The organism is Streptomyces sp. NPDC002845, assembly GCF_053591955.1.
Window position 1 is genome coordinate 37,846 of record NZ_JBSFUU010000064.1, and the last position, 20,820, is coordinate 58,665.

The following is a 20,820-nucleotide window of genomic DNA, read 5'->3' on the forward strand; positions in this document are numbered from 1 at the left end:
GTCTCTCCTGTACTCACAGCGGTGGCTCCCATCGGGCGATCGCACGCAGCGCCCTGGGCGTGAAGCGGGACAGGAGGTGGGCGCCACGCGCCTCCGGGGTGACAGGGACGACGGCCTGGTCCCGTACCACCGCGCGCAGGATCGCCTCCGCGACCTTTTCCGGCGGGTAGTTGCGCATCCCGTACAGCCGGGCGGCCCGCCTCTGCCGCCGTTTCTCCTCATCGGCGTCCACGCCCGCGAAGCGTGCGGTCGAGGTGATGCCGGTGTTGACGAAGCCGGGACATATCGCCGACACCCCGATGTCCTGGCCGGCCAGCTGCGCGCGCAGGCACTCGCTGAGCATCAGAACGGCCGCCTTGGAGGTGCTGTAAGCGGGCAGCGCCTTCGACGGCTGGTACGCGGCCGCCGACGCGATGTTGACGATATGGCCGCCCTGCCCGCGCTCGGCCATCTGCCTGCCGAAGAGCCGGCAGCCGTGGATCACGCCCCACAGGTTGACGTCGAGGACCCTCTTCCAGTCCTCGGGCGTGGTGTCGAAGAAGGAACCCGAGAGCCCGATCCCGGCGTTGTTCACCAGCACGTCCACCACGCCGTACTCGGTGGCGGCCTTCGCGGCGAGCTTCTCCATGGCCTGCTCGTCCGAGACGTCGACCGTCTCGGCCCAGGCCTCGGGAGCGCCGATCAGCCGGGACAGCTCCGCCGTGCGGGCCGCGGCCTCCGCGTCCCGGTCGACGGCCACCACACGCGCGCCGGCCTCGGCGAACGCGAAGGCGGTGGCCCGCCCGATACCGCTGCCCGCGCCGGTGACCAGTACCAACTGCCCGCCGAACCGGTCGGCGTACGCACCGGTGGTGGTCACTTCGGTCCTTCCGCCCTCGGTGGCCGTCACGAACTCGGTGATCCAGGCGGCCAGTTGATCGGGGCGCGTGCGCGGAATCCAGTGCTTGGCCTGGAGAGTGCGGCGGGTCAACCGCGGGACCCAGTCCTCCAGCTGGTCGTACAGCTGCTCCGACAGGTATGCGTCATCGAGGGGAGTGATGAGCTGCACGGGCGCGTGTGCGTACGCGTCGTCGCGGGGCCGGGACAGCCGGGCCCGGATGTTGTCCCGGTACAGCCAGGCGCCGTGGGCCGCGTCCGTGGCCAGCGACGGGGTGGGGTAGTTGCCCGCGGGTACCTTCTCCAGCCGCTGGAGCACCCTGTGCCACCGCTTGCCGAGGGGGCCGCGCCAGGCGAGCTCGGGCAGGACCGGCGTGTGCAGCAGGTACACGTACCAGGCCTTGGCTCCCTGGCCGAGGAGTTGCCCCACCTTGCGCGGGGTCGGCCGCCGCAGCCGGTGCTTGATCCAGTGACCGAGGTGGTCGAGGGACGGCCCGGACATCGACGTGAAGGACGCGATCCGCCCCTCGGCGCGACGGCCCGTCACGAACTCCCAGCCCTGCACCGAACCCCAGTCGTGTCCCACCAGATGTACGGGTCTGCCGGGGCTGACCGCGTCCACGACCGCCAGGAAGTCGTCCGTCAGCTTCTCCAGCGTGAACCCGCCGCGCAGCGGTTGCGGCGCCGTCGATCTGCCGTGGCCGCGTACGTCGTACAGCACCACGTGGAATCCGCAGCGCTCGGCGAGATTCACGGCGACCTCGGACCACACCTCCTTGGAGTCGGGGTAGCCGTGCACGAGCAGTACGGTCGGCTGCTGCGGATCGCCCAGCTCGGCGACGCACAGCTCGACCCCGCCCGTGCGCACCCAGCGCTCCCGCGCGCCCCTGAGCGGCACCGTCACAGATTTCTCCTCACCCATCGGCACGTCACTCATCCGCACGTCCCTTCCGCCCAGCGCCTGACGTGGGGCAGGTCGTCGTCCAGCCAGAACGCGCTCTCCTCGGGGTCCTTGGAATCGGTGACCACCAGCAGTTCCTCGAACTTCGCGCCCGTGCCCCGAAACCCGAGGTGCGGTTCCACCGCCCACAGCCCCGGCCGCGGCGGATGGTCGGAGAACCTGTACGGCGACCACAGGGGCGACCACCCCTCGCGGTGCCCGCGGAGCGCGTCGCTCGCCAGCCCTTTCAGCGCCTGGGTGCCGAACCCGAACACATGCGGTGACCAGCGGCGCTCCCGCACCCGGTGGACCTTGTGGGCGATCACGCCGAAGGGATAGGCGCGGTGCCGGTTCCCGTAGCCCTGGCGGGTCATGAGCCGGTCCACGTCCTCGTAGATCTCGCGCAGCGGCCGTCGCTCGCGCACCTCGCGCAGGATCAGCTCGCGATGCGCGGCCAGGTCGTCGAGCAGCTTGTCGTGGAGGGGGTTCGGGCCGAGGCAGCCCGAGTAACCGATGTCTGCCGTACAGCCCTTGTGGACCGGAGCCATGTCGAGGATGAACGGCATACCCGCTTCGAGCCGGCGGTCGGTGGGGAAGAACTGCAGCGGTATGCGGAAGCCGACGAACGCCGTGCGGTCCCCGAACCAGGCGAAGGGCAGATGGAACCAGTCCCGCACCCCGCGCTCGCGCAGCCACACCCACTGCATCCGCGCAGCCTCGCGCTCGGTCACACCCGGCTTCAGCCGGGCCGCGACCGACTCTGCGCACTCGTACGCGAGACGCTGCACCTCGCGGAAACTCCGTAGGTCCGCGGAGCGTTCACCTGTCACTGCCGTAGTCATGGCACTGCCCCACCCGTCCGTCCACATCGACTGCTTACGCGATCGACTGCGGTACGCGTTCGTAACTTGACACTGACGAATGTGACAATGGGCGGCGGCAGCGTCAAGGGTGCGTCCGCGACCTGTGGAAAACCTCGTCGATGTGGACAACCGAGATCGACTGTTCGACCTGAGGGTGACCCCTAGGGGACCTGGCGGCTGAGACCCCCTACGGGCCCGTACGACTCGAGAGTGACTCACAGACAGCTCTGCGGAGTGACGACGGCCACTCGCCGAGCCCCTACCGTCGAATGCGTGACTGTGATCGCGACCGAAAGCCTGAGCAAGCGGTTCCCGAGGGTGACCGCGCTTGACCGGCTCTCCATGGACATCGGGCCCGGTGTGACGGGACTCGTCGGTGCCAATGGAGCCGGCAAGTCCACGTTGATCAAGATCTTGCTGGGTCTGTCCCCCGCCACCGAGGGCCGAGCCGAGGTGCTCGGACTCGATGTCGCCACCAAGGGCGGCGACATCCGCGAGCGGGTCGGGTACATGCCGGAGCACGACTGCCTGCCGCCCGACGTCTCGGCCACCGAGTTCGTCGTGCACATGGCCCGCATGTCCGGGCTTCCGCCGGCGGCCGCGCGTGAGCGTACGGCGGACACGCTGCGCCACGTAGGCCTGTACGAGGAGCGGTACCGCCCCATCGGCGGCTACTCGACCGGCATGAAGCAGCGCGTGAAGCTCGCCCAGGCGCTGGTCCACGACCCGCAGCTGGTGTTCCTGGACGAGCCGACCAACGGCCTCGACCCGGTCGGCCGCGACGAGATGCTCGGCCTGATCCGCCGTATCCACACGGACTTCGGCATCTCGGTCCTGGTCACCTCGCACCTGCTGGGCGAGTTGGAGCGCACCTGCGACCACGTGGTCGTCATCGACGGCGGCAAGCTCCTGCGCTCCAGCTCCACCAGGGACTTCACCCAGAGCACGGCGACCCTCGCGATCGAGGTCACCGACACCGACGAACACCCCGACGGGACGCGGGCGATACGCGAGGCCCTTCACGCGCGCGGGGTCGAGACCCACGAGGGCAGCGGCCTTCCCGGCGCCGGGCACATCCTGCTTCTCACCGCCCAGGGCGAGGAGACGTACGACGTCGTACGCGATGTCGTCGCCGACCTCGGTCTCGGTCTGGTCCGCATGGAGCAGCGCAGGCACCACATCTCGGAAGTCTTCAAGGACAACGACGAGCAGGCAGACGACGTACGGAAGGAGGCGGTCGGCCATGGCGGTTGAGCAGCCCCGGACGCAGGCCCCGGCCCGCGCCGGCGAACAGCCCCCCACGCGCGCGGGCGAGCAGTCCCGCATCCACAACATCGGCTACCGCACCTACGACGGCCCCCGTCTGGGCCGCGCGTACGCCCGCCGCTCCCTGTACTCGCAGTCGCTGCGCGGCGCGTACGGACTGGGCCGCTCGGTGAAGTCCAAGGTGCTGCCGATGCTGCTCTTCGCGGTGATGTGCGCACCCGCGGCCATCATGGTCGCGGTAGCGGTCGCCACGAGCGCCAACGACCTGCCCGTCGAGTACACGCGCTACGCGGTCATCATGCAGGCCATCATCGGCCTGTACATCGCCTCCCAGGCACCCCAGTCCGTCTCGCGCGACCTGCGTTTCAAGACCGTGCCGCTGTACTTCTCGCGCCCGATCGAGACCGCCGACTACGTACGGGCGAAGTTCGCGGCGCTGGCCTCGGCGCTGTTCGTCCTGACGGCGGCCCCGCTGACCGTCCTCTACGTGGGCGCGCTGCTGGCCAAGCTCGACTTCACCGACCAGACAAAGGGATTCGCGCAGGGACTGGTCTCCGTGGCACTGCTGTCGCTCCTCTTCGCCGGCATCGGCCTGGTGATCTCGGCGGTGACGCCCCGCCGAGGCTTCGGCATCGCGGCCGTCATCGCCGTCATGACCATCTCCTACGGGGCGGTGTCCGTCGTCCAGGCCATCGCCTACGAGCAGTCCAGCACCGAAGCGGTCCCCTGGCTCGGCCTCTTCTCGCCCATCACGCTCATAGACGGGGTGCAGTCCGCCTTCCTGGGTGCCTCCTCCGCCTTCCCCGGAGGGGCCGGCCCCTCCGACGGGCAGGGAGCCATCTACGTCCTCGTCGTCCTGGGTGTCATCGCGGGCTGCTACGGCCTGCTGATGCGCCGCTACCGAAAGGTCGGACTGTGACCACGCTGAACATCGACCACGTCTCCCGCTGGTTCGGCAACGTGGTGGCGGTCAACGACATCACCATGACGGTCGGCCCCGGCGTCACCGGCCTGCTCGGTCCGAACGGCGCCGGGAAGTCCACTCTCATCAACATGATGGGCGGCTTCCTCGCCCCCTCCACGGGCTCCGTCACCCTCGACGGCGAGCCGGTGTGGCGCAACGAGCGGATCTACCAGCACATCGGCATCGTCCCGGAGCGCGAGGCAATGTACGACTTCCTCACGGGCCGCGAATTCGTCGTCGCCAACGCCGAGTTGCATGGCCTCGGGGCGAAGGCGGCCGGGCGGGCCCTCGCCACGGTCGAGATGGAGTACGCGCAGGACCGCAAGATCTCGACGTACTCCAAGGGCATGCGGCAGCGCGTGAAGATGGCGAGCGCGCTCGTCCACGACCCCTCCCTGCTGCTGCTCGACGAACCCTTCAACGGCATGGACCCACGCCAGCGCATGCAGCTCATGGACCTGCTGCGGCGCATGGGCGCCGAGGGCCGCACGGTGTTGTTCTCCTCGCACATCCTCGAAGAGGTCGAGCAACTCGCCGCCCACATCGAGGTGATCGTCGCCGGACGGCACGCGGCGAGCGGCGACTTCCGGCGCATCCGCCGCCTGATGACCGACCGCCCGCACCGCTACCTCGTCCGCTCCAGCGACGACCGGGCCCTCGCGGCCGCGCTGATAGCGGACCCGTCGACGGCGGGCATCGAAGTCGACCTGGCAGAGGGCGCGCTGCGCATCCAGGCCGTCGACTTCGGCCGCTTCACCGCCCTGTTGCCCCGCGTGGCGAAGGACCACGGCATCCGACTGCTGACGGTCTCCCCGTCGGACGAGTCCCTCGAATCCGTCTTCTCGTATCTCGTCGCGGCGTAGGAGGCCGAAGATGTACGACCCCACAGTCGCCCGGCTCACCTACCGGGCCCTGCTCGGCCGCCGCCGGGCCCTCATCCTCGGCGCGCTGCCCGTCCTGCTGATCGTCATCGCCGTCGCCGTACGCGGCTTCAGCGGGGCCGACGACCAAGTCGCCGCCGACGTCCTCGGCGGGTTCGCGCTCGCCACGATGGTGCCGATCATCGGCGTCATCGCCGGGACAGGCGCGATCGGACCGGAGATCGACGACGGCTCGGTGGTGTATCTGCTGGCCAAGCCGGTGAAGCGGTCGACGATCATCTTCACCAAGTTGATCGTGGCGATCGCCGTGACCATGGCCTTCTCGGCGATACCGACCCTTGTCGCCGGGCTGATCCTGAACGGCAACGGGCAGCAGATCGCGGCCGCCTACATGGTGGCGGCACTGATCGCGTCGATCGCCTACGCCGCGATGTTCCTGCTGCTGGGAACGGTGACCCGGCACGCGGTCGTCTTCGGACTCGTCTACGCGCTCGTCTGGGAGACCCTCTTCGGTTCCCTGGTCTCCGGCGCGCGCACCCTCAGCGTCCAGCAGTGGTCGCTCGCGGTGGCCCACAAGGTCGCGGGCGGAGACCTCGTGACCTCGGACGTGGGGCTGACGACAGCGGTGGTCCTGCTGGCGGTGGTCACGGCCGGGACGACCTGGTACGCGGGCCAGAAGCTGCGCACGCTGACACTGGCCGGGGAGGAGTGACGGGGGCCTCCTCCGGGAGCCCGCGGTCGGCGGTCCTGGGGGAGGCGGCTGAATCTTGACATGGGTTTCACGCCTGTGCGGGCACACTTGATGCAGGGAATGAGTAACTAGGAGGAACGGGGATGGCAGTCGAGGAGCCGAAGGGCGAGCGGCAGCGGGCGTATGGAGCTGACTCCGAGGCGGGGGCCGGGTCCGGAGCTGGTGCCGGGGACGCCTGGGACGACATCGTTCTGGACGAGGACTTCATACGGTCCGCGGAGACGGCCGAGCCGTCGGCACGGGCTCGCATGCTCACGGCCCGTTGGCGCAAGCAGGCTCCCGACCCGCAGCCCTGGCGTTCCGACGAACCGCCCGCGGGGTGGTTCTTCAGCAAGGCGCGCAAGCGGAGGTGGCGGCGCCGGTAGCCGCCACGGCCCGGTGCTCGGCCTCTGTGACCGTCCGGTGACCCGGCCGGAGTCCGGGCCGCTGGATATTCGGTGGCGTCCAACTCGGCAGACGGGCACAGTGGTTCTGTCCGCGACGCCGGGTCGGTTCGGCGCCACGTTCTGGGAGGGGAGCCCGGCGATGCCCATCAGTTGCAGTTCGCCGAGTTCCCGACAGGGCAGCCCGCAGCGGGTTCCGGAGTAATCACCCCTCCGTCGAGCCCACCCTGCACGGGAGTTGCCCGGGGCGGCCGCTTCGAGCACGCGACGCGCCGTGCCTCGCGTGGGCCGCCCTCCCGGAGGATTGGCCGAGTGGTAAGGCACCGGCTTGCTAAGCCGTGGTCGGGGTCGTCCCCGCGCGCGTTCGATTCGCGCATCCTCCGCGAGACGCTGCCGCTGTGGCTGGGCGGGTGTCTGGTCTGTTGCCGCTTCCTCCATCCAAGAGGCACCCTGTGCTGAAGCGGTGAGTTGCGCAGCCCGGCACTTACGGGGTGCCGCTGCGCCCACCCGTGCCGCCCCAGCGGCACGACTGCCCGCAGCTGTGTAAGGCCGGGCCGCGGCTGTGCGAGCCGGGTTGCGGCCGCGTGGGCCGGACTGCAGCTGTGTAAGCCTGATTGAGGCTGTGTGGGTCGGGCCGTGGTTGCGTAAGCCGGAGCGCTTAAGCCGGACTGCGGCTGTGTAGGCCGGGGGTAGCGGTGTAAGTCGGGTTGCGGCCGCTGAGCGCTCCGCTGGAAGTGCCGCGATGTGCTGTCGTTCGTCTGCGGCGCCGTCGTGGCTGGTCGCGCCCTGCGGAGCCGCATATGTACACAGCCCCGCCCCTTCGGGGCGCTGCCCAACCGCAGCGGACTTCGCGACCTGCTAGCTCAGCAGGCGTTCCAACACCGCTGCGATGCCGTCCTCGTCGTTCGAGGACGTGACCTCGTCGGCTGTGGCTTTGAGGTCCTCGTGGGCGTTGGCCATGGCGACGCCGTGGGAGGCCCAGGTGAACATGGGGATGTCGTTGGGCATGTCGCCGAAGGCGATGGTGTCGGTGGCCTTCATGCCCAGGCGGCGGGCCGCGAGGGAGAGGCCGGTGGCCTTGGAGAGGCCGAGGGGGAGGAGTTCGACGATGCCCGCGCCGGCCATGGTGACGGTGACGAAACCGCCCGCGACCCGCGCGGCCGCATCCGCCAGTTCGTCGTCGGTCAGGGTCGGGTGCTGGATGTAGAGCTTGTTCAGCGGGGCGGCCCACAGGTCGGAGGCGTCCGTGAACGGGGTCGTCGGGAGTTCGCCCTGCAGCGCGTAGCCGGGGCCGACCAGCACCTCGCCGTCCAGGCCGGCGCGGCTCGCGGCCAGCAGCAGTGGGCCGACCTCCGCCTCGATCTTGGCCAGGGCCACACCGGCGAGCTGGCGGTCCAGGGTGATCGCGGTCAGCAGCCGGTGCTCCCCGGCGTCGTACACCTGTGCGCCCTGGCCGCAGACGGCGAGGCCCTGGTAGCCGAGGTCGTCGAGGATGTGCCGGGTCCACGGGACGGCTCGGCCGGTGACGACGATGTGCGCGGCGCCCGCCGCGGCGAGTGCCACACGGGTGCGCTGCGAGACCGAGTCGTCGGAGCGCAGGAGCGTTCCGTCGAGGTCGGTGGCGATCAGTCGGTACGGGAAGCCCACCACGGAGTCCCCGGCGGGAGCGGCGTCGCTCACTTGGCCACCGGCTCCAGGATCTCCCGGCCGCCGAGGTACGGGCGCAGCACCTCGGGCACGCGCACGGAACCGTCGGCCTGCTGGTGGTTCTCCAGGATCGCGACGATCGTGCGCGGTACGGCGCACAGCGTGCCGTTCAGCGTCGCCAGCGGCCGTACGGTCTTGCCGTCACGGAGGCGGATCTGCAGGCGGCGCGACTGGTACTCGGTGCAGTCCGAGGTGGAGGTCAGCTCGCGGTACTTGCCCTGCGTCGGGATCCACGCCTCGCAGTCGAACTTGCGGGAGGCCGAGGAGCCCAGGTCGCCGGTGGCCACGTCGATCACGCGGAACGGCAGTTCCAGCGAGGTCAGCCACTGCTTCTCCCACTCCAGGAGGCGCTGGTGCTCGGCCTGCGAGTCCTCCGGGACGACGTACGAGAACATCTCGACCTTGTCGAACTGGTGGACGCGGAAGATGCCCCGTGTGTCCTTGCCGTGCGAGCCGGCCTCGCGGCGGAAGCAGGGCGAGAAGCCCGCGTAACGCAGCGGGAGGCGGTCGGCGTCGATGATCTCGTCGCTGTGGTACGCGGCCAGCGCCACCTCGGACGTGCCGACCAGGTAGAGGTCGTCCTTGTCCAGGTGGTAGACGTCCTGCGACGCCTGGCCGAGGAAGCCGGTGCCGGCCATCGACTGCGGGCGGACCAGCGCGGGCGTCAGCATCGGCGTGAAGCCGGCCGCCGTCGCCTGCGCCATCGCCGCGTTCACCAGGGCGAGTTCGAGCAGGGCGCCGACGCCGGTGAGGAAGTAGAAGCGCGAGCCGGAGACCTTCGCGCCGCGCTCGACGTCGATCGCGCCGAGGATCTGGCCGAGCTCCAGGTGGTCCTTGGGCTCGAAGCCCTCGGTCGTGAAGTCACGGATCTCGCCGTGCGTCTCCAGCGTGATGAAGTCCTCCTCGCCGCCGACGGGCACGTCGGGGTGGACGAGGTTGCCGAGCTGGAGGAGGAGCTGCTGGGTCTCGGCCGCGGCCTCGTCCCGCTCGGCGTCGGCCGCCTTGACGTCGGTGGCGAGCCGGCCCGCCTTCTGCAGCAGCTCGGCCTTCTCGTCGCCCGAGGCCTTGGGGATCAGCTTGCCGAGCGCCTTCTGCTCGGCGCGGAGCTCGTCGAAGCGGACGCCGGAGGACCTGCGCCGTTCGTCGGCAGACAGGAGGGCGTCGACGAGCGCGACGTCCTCTCCACGGGCGCGCTGCGACGCGCGCACACGGTCGGGGTCCTCACGGAGCAGGCGAAGGTCAATCACCCCTCAAGGCTACCGGTGTGCGGTTCCGGCCCACGACTTGAAATTGCAGTACGTGGCTTATGGGGTGTTTTGCGTGAAATTTCGATCCCGGTGGAGGGTGCGGACACAGGTCAATGAAGGCCGTGCGACTCCCCGGAACGAAGCAGAAGCGCGGCCCGGAGTTGACTCGATTTCCTTGTGGGGAACGGGACTTGGGGTTCCGCTGTCCACAGGAATCCACAACTCCGGGGAGTTATCCACAGGCTGTGCGAAGGGTCTGTGGATTCAGGGGGTGAGTGTTTCGGGGGCCGTGCGCGAGGCGGGAAATTCTCGCCCCAAACCTCCTCTGCGCCCACGTTCGAGTGGAAATGCGTCGCTCCATGGGATTGCCGGAAGGAAACGGGTGGACGAAGGGTGACCAACGGGGTTGTGGACGAGCTTCCGGCCCGGAGGGTGATTTGTCGACAGGGTGGCACTGCGTTGTCGACTTGTCCCCAGGTCGAGAAGCCCACCTGTGGATAACTTCTGTGGATAAAGAAAATCAGCAGGTAGGACGGTCGCCCCGGACAGGTGGGACGCTTGCCCTAGAACCGGCCGTCCTGGCAGCGCGCCACCCAGTCCGCGGCGGCCACGAACTCGTCGTCCGACGTCCCCGGCACGGCGGCCCGGACGCCCGCCGCCCCGACCACGTCCGCGCGCGGGTACGACCCGAGGAACCGCACCTGGAGGCAGGACCGCTTCAGCCCCATCAGGGCCTCGGCCACCCGCCGGTCGGAGATGTGGCCCTCGGCATCGATGGCGAAGCAGTAGCTGCCGATGCCCTCTCCGGTCGGCCGGGACTGCAGCAGCATCAGGTTGACCCCACGGACGGCGAACTCGCCGAGCAGGTCGCGCAGCCCGCCGGGGTGGTCGTCGCGCTGCCAGATGACGACGGAGGTCTTGTCCGCGCCGGTCGGGGCCGCGGGCCGGGCGGGCCTGCCCACCAGGACGAACCGGGTCTGGGCGTTCTCCGCGTCGTGGATCCCCGTCTCCAGGGCCACAAGGCCGTAGCGCGCCGCCGCGAACTCGCCCGCGAAGGCGGCGTCGTACCGGCCCTCCTGGACGAGCCGGGCGCCGTCCGCGTTCGAGGCCGCCGACTCCCAGACGACGTCCGGCGGCAGGTTGGCCTTCATCCAGTTGCGGACCTGTGGCTGGGCCGCCGGGTGCGCGGTGACCGTCTTGATGTCCGACAGCTTGGTGCCGGGCCTGACCAGCAGTGCGAACGTGATCGAGAGGAGCACCTCGCGGTAGATCATCAGCGGTACGCCCGCGACCAGCTCGTCGAGGGTGGTCGTGATGCCGCCCTCCACCGAGTTCTCGATCGGGACGAACGCGGCCTCGGCCTCGCCGTTGCGGACGGCGTCGAGCGCGGCGGGTACGGAGACCATCGGGACGAGTTCCCGGGTCGCCGTTTCCGGCAGTGTGCGCAGGGCGACCTCGGTGAAGGTGCCCTCGGGACCGAGGTACACGTAGCTGGCTGGCATGGCCTCACCCTAATGGGCCTTGCACAACCCGGCGCACGCTTCTTGCTTCCACCACCCCTGAGGGCGCCCCGGGCCTCCGGCATCCCTCAGGGCCCAGAGCCTTCGGTACCCCTCAAGGTGCCCAGAGCCTTCTGTACCCCTCAGGTGCCCAGAGCCCCCGGCCCCTCACCCCTCCAACAGCCGCTGCCCCACGTACTCGCCCTCCGCCGCCCCGCCCGGCACCGCGAAGAGCCCGCTCGCCTCGTGCCGGACGAACGTGGACAGCGCGTCGCCCCGGTCGAGCTTGCGCTGGACCGGGACGAAGCCGCGCAGTGGGTCGGCCTGCCAGCAGACGAAGAGCAGGCCCGCGTCGGGCACCCCGTCCGCGTCGATGCCGTCGTGGAAGGAGAAGGGGCGGCGGAGCATGGCGGCGCCGCCGTTCTGGTCGGGCCGGGTGATGCGGGCGTGCGCGTTGATCGGGACGACGAGACTGCCGTCGGTGTCGGTCTTCTCCAGGTCCATCTCGGTCGTCTCGGTGCCCCCGCTCAGCGGCGCCCCGTCGGACTTCCGGCGCCCGATGACGCCCTCCTGGTCCTTGACCGAGAGCTTCTCCCAGTCGTCGAGGAGCATGCGGATGCGGCGTACGACGGCGTAGGAGCCGTTCGCCATCCACGCCGGGTCGTCGGACGAGCCGGACCCGGCCGACTCCGGTACGAAGATCCGCTCGTCGAAGTCGGACTCGGTCGGCTTCGGGTTGCGGGTGCCGTCGATCTGGCCCATCAGGTTGCGGGCCGTCATGGGCTGGGAGGTGGCGCCCGGCGAGCGGTTGAAGCCGTTCATCTGCCAGCGCACGCGCGCCGCGCCGCCCGCGTCCTTCTGGATCGCGCGCAGGGCGTGGAAGGCGACGAGGGCGTCGTTGGCGCCGATCTGCACCCACAGGTCGCCGTCGCTGCGCGCCTTGTCGAGCTGGTCGGAGGAGAAGTCGGGCAGGGGGTCCAGGGCGTCCGGGCGCTGCTTCTCCAGCCCCGTACGGGCGAAGAAGCTGTACCCGAAGCCGAAGGTGACCGTGAGGGACGACGGTCCGGCGTCGCGGGCCACGTCCGTGTCGTCCTGCGCGGCCGCTTCACCCGCCATCAGCCGCCGGGCCGTCTCCGACCAGCGGCGCAGCAGGGCGGCGGCCTCCTTGCGGCCCGCGCCGGCCGCCAGGTCGAACGCGACGACGTGGCCGCGGGCCTGTAGCGCGTCGGTGATCCCGGGCTGATGTTTCCCGTGAAACATCAGCTCCTCCGCGCCGAGCGAGGTGAGCGGTGTGATCTTCTCGGGCGCGGGCGCGGCCGCGTACCCGGCGGCTCCGCCCGCCGCGCCCAGCACGAGCCCGGTCGCCCCGGCGGTGCCGAGCAGCGTCCGCCGCGAAAACACTGTCCCCTTCGGGGAGGCGTCTTCGGAAACGGCATCCCTGGGAGGGGCGTTTCGGGAACCGGTGGCCTTGGGGGAGGTGTTTTTCACAGTGCCCCCGCCGGTCTCCTCGGGCACAGCGCCCGGCACCTCGGACATGGAATGGTCAGCCATGGTGTGGTTCAGCCGATCTTCGCGTTCTTGTTGACGGTCACCTGGTCGATGTCGGACGTGCGTACGGTGACCGCGACCTCCCAGTCGCCCGCCATCGGAATCTGGACCCCGCTCGCCGACCAGTGCCCGGTGGAGATGCGGTCGGGGACCACGGGCAGCGGGCCGATCTCCTTCGCCTCCAGGGTGAAGGCGACCTTGATCTCGGGGATGTCGAAGGCCCTGCCGTTGGGCCGCTGTACGTAGACGTGCATGTCGTTGGCGCCCACCCGCGCGGGGTCGAGGTCGACCCGTACGACGCCCTGGCCGTCCTCGCCGCCCGTGTCGAACGAGATGTCCAGGGACAACGCCCCGGCCTGCCCGGACTCCTGCACGGCCGCGGTGGCCGCCTTGGCCTCCTCCACCGTGCGCCCCGGCTCGGCCGACGTCAGCGCCGTCGTGACGGCCAGCAGTACGACGGCCACGCCCGCCTCGGCGAGCACCGACCGGCGCAGACCCGTACGGCCCGGATCGGCGCCCCTGAGCCGCTTCGCGCGCGCGGTGGTCATGGCGGCCCGCTGCCGGGCGAGCTGCGCGGCGCGCTTGGCGTCACCACCGCCTGCGGGCGCCTCCTCGGAGGTCGTGGAGCCTTTCCTCACGGGCGCGGATGTGTCCTCCGTGGCCGCGGATTCTTTCCCGACGGTCGTGGACCCCTTCCCGGCGGTCGCGGATGTTTCCTCCGTCGCCGTGGAGCCTCTCCCGACGCTCGCGGATACCTCCTCCGTTGCCGTAGCCCCCTTCCCGGCGGCCGCGGACGTCTCCGCCCCCGCCGCAGACCCCTTCCCCACGGTCGCGGACGCCTTCTCCGCCGCCGTGGAGCCCTTCCGGGCAGCGGCCGGTTCCTTCGTGCCCGCGCGTTGCTCGGCCACCGTCGCCGACTCCGCCACCGCCTCCGCTGCCGGCGTCTCGGCCAGCTGTGCGGTCCAGCGGCGCGAGATCCACCCGATGCCCAGGAGCAGGATCACCAGCCCGATCTTCACGAGCAGCAGCTGCCCGTACGACGTGTCGGTGAGTGCGGACCAGGTGCCGACCTGGCGCCACGACTGGTAGATCCCGGTCGCGGCCAGTACGACCACGCCGCCGAACGCGACGCGCGAGAAGCGTCGTACGGCCGCCGTGTCGATCTGCGCGTCCACGGGCGCCCGGAACAGCGCCACGAGCAGTGCCACCAGCCCGCCCAGCCACACGGCGACCGCCAGCAGGTGCACCACGTCGACGGGCATCGCGATGCCCGTCTGGATCCCGGTCGAGGCGTGCTCGGCCATGGCCCAGCTCGCGGCGAGCCCGGCCGCCACCACGCTCCCGCCGATCGCCAGCCCGAAGGCGAGGTCCCGTTTCTCGGCGCTCTGCTCGTCGTCCCCCGGGTCTTTCTCCCCCGCGTCTTCCTCCCCCGTGTCTTCCCCCCCTTCGTATTCCTTCTCCTCGTATTCCTCTTCTTCCTCTTCCTCGTACTCTTTCTCCTCCTCGTACTCATCAGGCTCGTCCCGCCGTGCGTACGCCCCGAAGAGCACGGCGATGAACAGGGCCGCCGCCGCGAGGAGCAGGAGTCGGGAGACCAGGGCGGCCCCCGTCTTGGTCTGGAGCACGTCTCCCAGCAGGCTGAGGTCGAAGATGTCACCGACCTTGCCGGACCCGGTGTACGAGCCACGCAGCAGGAGCATCGAGAGCGTGGCGGCGGTCAGCGCGAGCCAGCCGGACACCACCAGCCGCTGGACCGGCCGTACCCCGGCACCGCGCTGCCAGCAGGCCAGGACGAAGGCCGCGCCGCCGACCAGGAGGATGAAACCGGCGTACGACATGTAGCGCGCGAAGCCGTAGAGCACGCCGACGACCCCGCCGCCCGCAGTCTGCTCGGGCGCCGCGAACGTCGTCTTGGAGGGCGCGCCCACGGAGAAGGTGTAGGCGCCCGAGACGGGGTGGCCGTCCGCCGAGACCACCTGGTAGGTGATGGTGAACGTGCCGTTGGGCAGGCCCGCGTGGAGCTTCACGGCGTACGTGGTGCCGCCCAGCTCGGACGTCTCGCCGGTGTCGACCTGCTTGCCCTTGGGGTCGAACACGCGCACTGAGCCGTCGGACATCGCGACCTTCTCGGAGAAGGTGAGCGACACCTGGGCCGGGGCCTGCTCGACCACCGACCCCTGCTGCGGGTCGCTCCCGGTCAGCGCGGCGTGCGCGGAGGCCGGTGCGGTCCCGGCGAGCAGCGCGCCCGCAACGGCGAGCAGCAACAACAGCAGCGTCCGCACACGCCGCCCTCGGGGAGCGGCGGCGCGTCGCAGAGATGCGCGCGGGATCGGGGCGGTCAGCGGGGTCAGCGGGGTCAACAGGGGTCCCTTCCCTCAGTGCCCGGTCTTGGGGTTGTACGTCGCCGACTTCACCGGCATCCGAACCGTGATCGCCTCGCTCTTGGCGAAGTGCAGCTCCACGGACACCGTCTCGCCTTCCTTCGGCTTGCGCTTCAGGTTCTCGAACATCAGGTGGTTGCCACCACTTTCGAACACGAGCTCGCCGTCGGCGGGGACTTCGAGGTTCCTGGCCTCCTCCATCGACTGTCCGACCGTCCGGTGCACGGTGACCGTCTCGGCGATGTCGCTGGTGACGGAGGAGAGCTCGTCCTCGGTGTCGCTCTTGTTCTCGATGACGAGGAACCCGGCCGCCAAGGAGTCCGAGACGGGCTGCGGCATGTACGCCGACGCCACCGACAGGCCGGCCTCGGAGGCGCCGGAATTCTCCGAGCCCCCGCAGCCCGCGAGCGTCAGCGCGGCGACCGCGACCAGGGCGGGCCCGGTGAGGCGCCTCACGGGTTCTCCCCCTTGAGGAGTTTGGGCAGGTCCTGCTCGTAGTCCTCCACGGTCGCGTCCTCCCCGTACAGCACATAGCCCCCGTCGGTCTTCGGCGAGAACGCGATGACCTGGGTGCCGTGCGCCGACGTGACCTTGCCGTTCTTGTCCTCGACGGGCGGCTCGATGGTGATGCCGAGGGTGCGGGCGCTCGCCTGGATCGTGTCGAAGTCGCCGGTCAGGCCGACGATGTCGGAGTCGATGCCCTTGAGCCACTCGCCGAGTGCCTTCGGGGTGTCCCGCTCCGGGTCGGTGGTGACGAAGACGATGCGCAGGTCCGCCAGCTCCGACTTCGGCAGCTCCTTGGACACCTCCTTCTTGGCGACGGCGATGTTGTTCATCGTCAGCGGGCAGATGTCGGGGCAGTTGGTGTAGCCGAAGTAGATCAGTGTGGGCTTGCCCTTGGTCTGCTCACGGAAGTCGTACGACTCGCCGTTCGTGTCCGTAAGGACGAGGTCGGGCTTCTCGAACGGCCTGTCGAGAACCGTCGCCGCCTTCTCTGTGCCCGCCTCGACGGACACCTCGGCGACGGGTGTGCCGGTGTCGTCGCCGCTGCCGCAGGCGGTCAGGGTGAGAGTGGCCGCGGCGAGCAGGGCGACGGCGGTGTACGTCTTCTTCGTGTTCGTGCGCATAGAAAAATGTCCCAGATGTTCGAGTCCCGGCGCGCACCGGGGTCGTATGCCGATGCCGTGACGACGGTGACGTCGTACGACTCCCGCGTGCGCGCCGAGGGGTGAGCCGAAGGGGAGGGCGTCAGGCGTTGGTGCGCCGACGGCCGGCCAGCACACCGTAGGCGACACCCGCGGCGCCGACGACGATGCCCACGACGCCCAGGACGCGGGCGGTGGTGTCGCTGCTGTCGGCCGAGGCGGCCTCGGTGGTGGAGTTGGCGGAGGTGGCCTCGGCGTCGTCGGTGGCCTCGGCGTCCTCGGACTTTGAGGAACCGGACCCGTGGTGGCCGTCCTCGGAGGCGGCGGACAGGGTGAGCACCGGTGCCGGGCTCTCGGGCTCCTCCTCGCCCTCCTGCGGCTCCTCGATCCAGCGCACTACCTCGTCGTTGGAGTACGTCTGGAGCGCCTTGAACACCATCTCGTCGGTGTCCTCGGGCAGCGGGCCGACCGAGACCGGGAACTTCTGGAAGAAGCCCGGCTCGACGCCCTTGCCGGTGGCGGTCCAGGTGACCTTGGTGACGGCCTCGTCGATCTTTCGGCCGTGCAGGTCGATCGGCTCGTCGAGCTTGGACTTGGTGACCTTCGTGGTCCAGCCGTCGACGGGCTGCGGCATCACCGAGGCGAGCGGCTGGTCGGCCGGGAAGTTGATTTCGAGCTTGGTGGTCGAGGCGTTGTCGCGCTCGTTCGGGACCCTGAAGTCGATGACCGCGTACGAGCCCTGGGCGGCCTCGCCCTCGGGCACCACGGTGACGTGCGCGAACGTGGGGGAGGACAGGACGAGAACGGCCGAGGCGGCGATGGTGCCGACGGCGGCGATACGGGAAACCTTCATGGCTGGTGACACTCCACGGTGAGCTTTGGATCCGGTGAACCGAACCCGGTGGGTCCGGTGGGTCCGGTGCGGAAGAGGGACGCGCGTGCGCTGCGGTGCCTTCGGGAGTCTTCGGGTGCTGGGAGTCTTCGGGCCGTGGGGCCGTGGGGCCGTGGGGCCGTGGGGCCGTGGGGCTGTGAAAAAGCGCCTCCTGGGGAGGGCGATCACAAACGATGCCCCTGGGGACGTCGAAAACGACCGGCACGCGCGCGTGCCGCACGACGGCACCCCTCAGGCGGAACCCGGGTGGCGCGTCAGGCGGCGAGGGTGAACGCGTCGAGCGCGGCGGCGGAGGGAGGGCCGCGTCGGATCACCGTGTGCTGGAGTGCGGTGGTACGGAGGGCGCGGGGCGCCGGATGCGCCGTGCGCGGGGCGCGCGGCGCCGTATCCGGCGTACCCGGGAGCCCCGTGCGCAGGGCGCGCACCAGCGCGAGCGCCCCGCGCAGGGACCGTACGAGGGTCGCCTCCGCGGAGAGTCGTACGAGGCGCAGCAGCGCCAGGTCCCCGCGGCGCAGCACCCACCCGGCGGCGACGGCCGCGAGGACGTGGCCGAGCAGCATGGGCAGGGACGGCAGGACGGACGCCGAGGAGCCCGCGGCCGTCGACACGGCGTCCGCGGACTCGTGCGCGGCGGGCGTGTGGAGCCCTCCGTCGAGCCCCACGTCGAGCCGCGCGTCCGCGAGGATCCGCTGGGCCTGCGCAGGGCTGATCGCCGCGGCGGCGACCCCGCACACGAGCCGGGCGGCCCGCTCCACCAGCGCTGCGTCCATCGCCGCAGAGGCGTTGGCGGCGGCGGAAGCGGCGGTGTGGGAAGTCTCGGTCCCGTGCTGGCCGAGCCCGAACACCGTGTGCAGCACGGTCTGGCCCAGCGCCAGAAGCGCCACGATGCCCGGTAGCGCGCGCACCCGCCCGGCGAGCGGGGTCACGACGGCGAACACGGCGAGGAATCCGGCGCCCAGGCTCCACAGCGGAATCGAGTCGCAGGAAGCGAGCGTGTGACCTGCCCCGGCCAGCACGACGCAGACCGCGGCGAACACCGCGGCCCGCAGAACCCGGAGCTCGCCTCCGGAGCGCGCCGTGCGCTGGTGGGGGGCAGTCATGGCGGGCCCATCATCGCACTGGCCTTGTCCGTCCCATACGGCAGGTCCACAAGGGGACGTACGGAAAGAAGAGGGGCGTGCGTTCAGCCGGGCGCCGTGGAGGCGGGCCAGGCAGGGGTGGTGACCGTTCCGAAAAGTCACCTTCTGTGGCGGTGGAATGGGCGGCTGTCCCGGCGAAACGCGTCCCCATACACCGGTTTCCGTCGTCCGTGCATCCGCCGTATGGGCGGCATCACGCGATCGAGGTGCTTACACACCTGCACTCAGGGCAATACGTAACGGTATGTCGAGCCGCGGCCGGGAGGCTGGAGCATGAGCATCTGGTGGTCACTCCATCTGCGTCGTGACGCCGCCAGTGTGCCGCTCGCCCGGCGCCTGCTGCTCGGCACGATGGAGACCGCGGGCGTGGACCCGGACGTCTGCTACGACCTCTCCGTCGCCCTCAGCGAGGCCTGCGCCAACGCCGTCGAGCACGGCGGGAACACCGCGGCGGGCCCCTCCGAGGCGTACCGGGTCACCGCCTACCTCGACGGCGAGAAGTGCCGCATCGAAGTGGCCGACTCCGGCCCGGGCTTCCCCCCGGCCTGCGCCCACACCCCGATCCGCCCGGCCCGCATGGAGGACGAACACGGCCGCGGGCTCGGCCTCATCCAGGAACTCGCCGATCACGTGCACATCGGCAACAAACCGGGGCGGAGCGGGGCTGTGGTGAGCTTCGACAAGATCCTCAAGTGGCGGGAGGACGCGCCGCTGATGGCGGTGTAGCGCTGCGGCGCGGACCGAGGTGCGGGATCGGCGATCCGAGCCGCGGAGTGGGTCCGAAGCCCGTGCGGCGATGGAGATGACGCCCTCCTCGACACCGAGGGCTTCCTGGACCGCCTCGGTGACCTTCGCGACGAGGTGTGGTCCCGCTGCTGCTCGTCGAGGGGCGTGGGCGGGATGATCCGGCTTACGCCCACGTCCTTTCCGACCGCATCCGGCATGTGCCGCCCCCGCCGCCACACCAACTCTCAGACCCTGCACCCCTCCTTGCCGGCGGCGAACACCTGGGACGGTTCGAGTCAGCGCATTGCCGGTGAGCGAGGGACGGTGAAACCGTCATAAACAGGCACACCGGGCAGTCAGTTGGAGAACAATCAGTTGGAGAGAGGACGCGCCGCTGGGGCGGTGTAGCGCTGGTGGTGAGTGCTCAGGGCGGGGGATCAGGGCTCTGATCTGGTGAAACGGTCCGCTCTGTGATGTCAGCGCACAGGCGGTGGTGCGGTCGGCGTGTCCTGCTGGGGGTCGGTCCAGCTGTCGAGGAGCCGTAGGGCCTGGGCGGTGGCGGAGCCGGGTTCGACGTTGTAGACGCACAGGGTCTGGTCGGTGTCGCCGGGGGCTTGGAAGGACTCGTAGGAGAAGTGGAGGTCGCCGACAAGGGGATGAAGGGGATGGTGGTAGTGCTTGGCGCCGTGGGTGCGGCGCAGGACGCGGTGGTCGTTCCACCAGGTGGCGAACTCGGGTGAGCGCAAAGTGAGTTCTCCGACGAGATCGGCAAGTCGGCGGTCGTGGGAGTAGCGGCCGGCTGCGAGGCGGAGTATCGCGACGGTTTCCGCGGCGATCCGTTCCCAGTCGCCGACGCGGTCACGGGCCTGGGGGTCCAGGAGGTAGTAGCGGGCCGGGTTGCGGTGTGGTGCGGGGAGGGCGTCGAAGGCGGTCAGGACTGCGCGGCGAGGCGCTTGGAGGCCGATCGAGAAGAAGGGCGGCAGTTCCCTGGCGATCGCCGCCGACGTGACCGATGTCGCGGCGACGCGGGCGGCGGCCGACCGGGTGGCAGCCGAACTGGGGGGTGTCGACCTGCTGTTCAACAACGCGGGTGTCATGCCGCCCACCCCTGTCGAGGAGCTGGCCGCCGACCAGTGGCAGCGCCAGATCGACCTCAACATCACCGGCCTGATGAACGTCGTCGGAGTGTTCACGCCTCAGCTGGTCGAGGCCGCCCGGGAACGGGGCGTGGCCGATCTGATCAACACTTCGTCGATCGCGGCGCAGAACATCTTCCCGAACTTCGCCGTGTACTCCGCCACCAAGGCGTACGTCACCCACCTCTCCCGCCACCTGCGCGCGGAGCTGGGCGGGAAGAACGTACGAGTGTCGGCCGTCGAGCCGGGCATCGTCGGTACCGAACTGCAGAGCCACTTCACCGACGAGGGCGTCCTTCAGTGGCTGGACGGGTCCAAGGAGACGATGGAGTGGCTGACGCCGCAGGACATCGCGCGGACCGTCGGTTTCATCGCGGCTCTGCCACGGCAGCTGTAGTTCTTGATCACAGCTGGTCGTGATGGCGGTGTCGTTGCTGGTGGCAGGCTGTCGCGATGGCTTGGTGCCGGCGGCGCCA

The 20,820-nt window shown here is 70.2% G+C and carries 19 protein-coding genes and 1 tRNA gene; 8 read left to right on the forward strand and 12 right to left on the reverse strand.

Features of this window, described 5'->3' with window-relative positions:
• Positions 1-13 precede the first annotated feature (13 nt).
• Together ACWD3C_RS34805 and ACWD3C_RS34810 are read right to left on the reverse strand one after the other, a co-directional pair.
• Complete coding sequence (locus ACWD3C_RS34805) at positions 14-1,813, reverse strand: SDR family oxidoreductase (RefSeq protein ID WP_451150241.1); 1,800 nt, start codon at positions 1,811-1,813, stop codon at positions 14-16.
• Positions 1,810-2,658, reverse strand: coding sequence for a M24 family metallopeptidase (locus ACWD3C_RS34810; RefSeq protein ID WP_451150243.1), 849 nt, complete (start codon positions 2,656-2,658; stop codon positions 1,810-1,812). Before ACWD3C_RS34810 ends, ACWD3C_RS34805 begins: the two co-directional genes overlap by 4 nt.
• A 300-nt stretch (positions 2,659-2,958) precedes the next feature.
• Between ACWD3C_RS34810 and ACWD3C_RS34815 the strand changes: the two genes are divergently transcribed.
• The 6 genes from ACWD3C_RS34815 to ACWD3C_RS34840 all read left to right on the forward strand — a co-directional run bounded on the left by ACWD3C_RS34815 (position 2,959) and on the right by ACWD3C_RS34840 (position 7,307).
• Entirely contained in the window at positions 2,959-3,933 is a 975-nt protein-coding gene (locus ACWD3C_RS34815; protein ID WP_451150275.1) for an ABC transporter ATP-binding protein, read from the forward strand.
• Positions 3,923-4,864: an ABC transporter permease subunit gene (locus ACWD3C_RS34820; RefSeq protein ID WP_451150245.1), complete on the forward strand. Its 942-nt coding sequence runs from the start codon at positions 3,923-3,925 to the stop codon at positions 4,862-4,864. Before ACWD3C_RS34815 ends, ACWD3C_RS34820 begins: the two co-directional genes overlap by 11 nt.
• A complete protein-coding gene (locus ACWD3C_RS34825) occupies positions 4,861-5,772 on the forward strand; it encodes an ABC transporter ATP-binding protein (RefSeq protein ID WP_451150247.1) in 912 nt (303 codons plus the stop codon). The genes ACWD3C_RS34820 and ACWD3C_RS34825 overlap by 4 nt, the downstream gene beginning before the upstream one ends.
• Before the next feature lie 10 nt (positions 5,773-5,782).
• Entirely contained in the window at positions 5,783-6,502 is a 720-nt protein-coding gene (locus ACWD3C_RS34830; RefSeq protein ID WP_451150249.1) for an ABC transporter permease, read from the forward strand.
• A gap of 122 nt (positions 6,503-6,624) precedes the next feature.
• Positions 6,625-6,906 carry an SGM_3592 family protein gene (locus ACWD3C_RS34835; protein ID WP_451150251.1) on the forward strand — a complete coding sequence of 94 codons (282 nt, stop codon included), beginning with the start codon at positions 6,625-6,627 and terminating at the stop codon, positions 6,904-6,906.
• 316 nt (positions 6,907-7,222) lie between these two features.
• Positions 7,223-7,307: transfer RNA gene (locus ACWD3C_RS34840), tRNA-Ser, on the forward strand.
• 475 nt (positions 7,308-7,782) lie between these two features.
• Here ACWD3C_RS34840 and ACWD3C_RS34845 read toward each other — a convergent pair.
• From ACWD3C_RS34845 to ACWD3C_RS34885, 9 genes are all read right to left on the reverse strand, one after another.
• Positions 7,783-8,604 (reverse strand): HAD family hydrolase, encoded by an 822-nt coding sequence (locus ACWD3C_RS34845; RefSeq protein WP_451150253.1) that lies wholly within the window; start codon positions 8,602-8,604, stop codon positions 7,783-7,785.
• A complete protein-coding gene (gene serS / locus ACWD3C_RS34850) occupies positions 8,601-9,878 on the reverse strand; it encodes a serine--tRNA ligase (RefSeq protein WP_451150254.1) in 1,278 nt (425 codons plus the stop codon). Before serS ends, ACWD3C_RS34845 begins: the two co-directional genes overlap by 4 nt.
• Positions 9,879-10,441: 563 nt before the next feature.
• Positions 10,442-11,380: a prephenate dehydratase gene (gene pheA, locus ACWD3C_RS34855; RefSeq protein ID WP_451150256.1), complete on the reverse strand. Its 939-nt coding sequence runs from the start codon at positions 11,378-11,380 to the stop codon at positions 10,442-10,444.
• 165 nt (positions 11,381-11,545) lie between these two features.
• Complete coding sequence (gene efeB / locus ACWD3C_RS34860; RefSeq protein WP_451150277.1) at positions 11,546-12,913, reverse strand: iron uptake transporter deferrochelatase/peroxidase subunit; 1,368 nt, start codon at positions 12,911-12,913, stop codon at positions 11,546-11,548.
• 23 nt (positions 12,914-12,936) lie between these two features.
• Positions 12,937-15,240 (reverse strand): copper resistance CopC/CopD family protein, encoded by a 2,304-nt coding sequence (locus tag ACWD3C_RS34865; protein WP_451150279.1) that lies wholly within the window; start codon positions 15,238-15,240, stop codon positions 12,937-12,939.
• Positions 15,241-15,300: 60 nt separating this feature from the next.
• Positions 15,301-15,762 carry a copper chaperone PCu(A)C gene (locus ACWD3C_RS34870; protein ID WP_451150257.1) on the reverse strand — a complete coding sequence of 154 codons (462 nt, stop codon included), beginning with the start codon at positions 15,760-15,762 and terminating at the stop codon, positions 15,301-15,303.
• Positions 15,759-16,433 carry an SCO family protein gene (locus ACWD3C_RS34875; protein ID WP_451150259.1) on the reverse strand — a complete coding sequence of 225 codons (675 nt, stop codon included), beginning with the start codon at positions 16,431-16,433 and terminating at the stop codon, positions 15,759-15,761. The genes ACWD3C_RS34870 and ACWD3C_RS34875 overlap by 4 nt, the downstream gene beginning before the upstream one ends.
• A gap of 121 nt (positions 16,434-16,554) precedes the next feature.
• A complete protein-coding gene (locus tag ACWD3C_RS34880; protein ID WP_451150261.1) occupies positions 16,555-17,304 on the reverse strand; it encodes a YcnI family copper-binding membrane protein in 750 nt (249 codons plus the stop codon).
• 293 nt (positions 17,305-17,597) lie between these two features.
• On the reverse strand, positions 17,598-18,443 hold the full coding sequence (locus ACWD3C_RS34885; protein WP_451150263.1) for a hypothetical protein: 846 nt from the start codon (positions 18,441-18,443) through the stop codon (positions 17,598-17,600).
• A 312-nt stretch (positions 18,444-18,755) separates the two neighbouring features.
• On the opposite strand from ACWD3C_RS34885, the gene ACWD3C_RS34890 reads away from it, so the two are divergent.
• A complete protein-coding gene (locus ACWD3C_RS34890) occupies positions 18,756-19,208 on the forward strand; it encodes an ATP-binding protein (protein WP_451150265.1) in 453 nt (150 codons plus the stop codon).
• 476 nt (positions 19,209-19,684) lie between these two features.
• Here the strand turns inward: ACWD3C_RS34890 and ACWD3C_RS34895 are convergent, their stop codons facing one another.
• A complete protein-coding gene (locus ACWD3C_RS34895) occupies positions 19,685-20,305 on the reverse strand; it encodes an MmyB family transcriptional regulator (RefSeq protein WP_451150267.1) in 621 nt (206 codons plus the stop codon).
• On the opposite strand from ACWD3C_RS34895, the gene ACWD3C_RS34900 reads away from it, so the two are divergent.
• Complete coding sequence (locus ACWD3C_RS34900; RefSeq protein ID WP_451150281.1) at positions 20,196-20,741, forward strand: SDR family oxidoreductase; 546 nt, start codon at positions 20,196-20,198, stop codon at positions 20,739-20,741. The two genes, ACWD3C_RS34895 and ACWD3C_RS34900, sit on opposite strands and share 110 nt — an antisense overlap.
• Positions 20,742-20,820 lie beyond the last annotated feature (79 nt).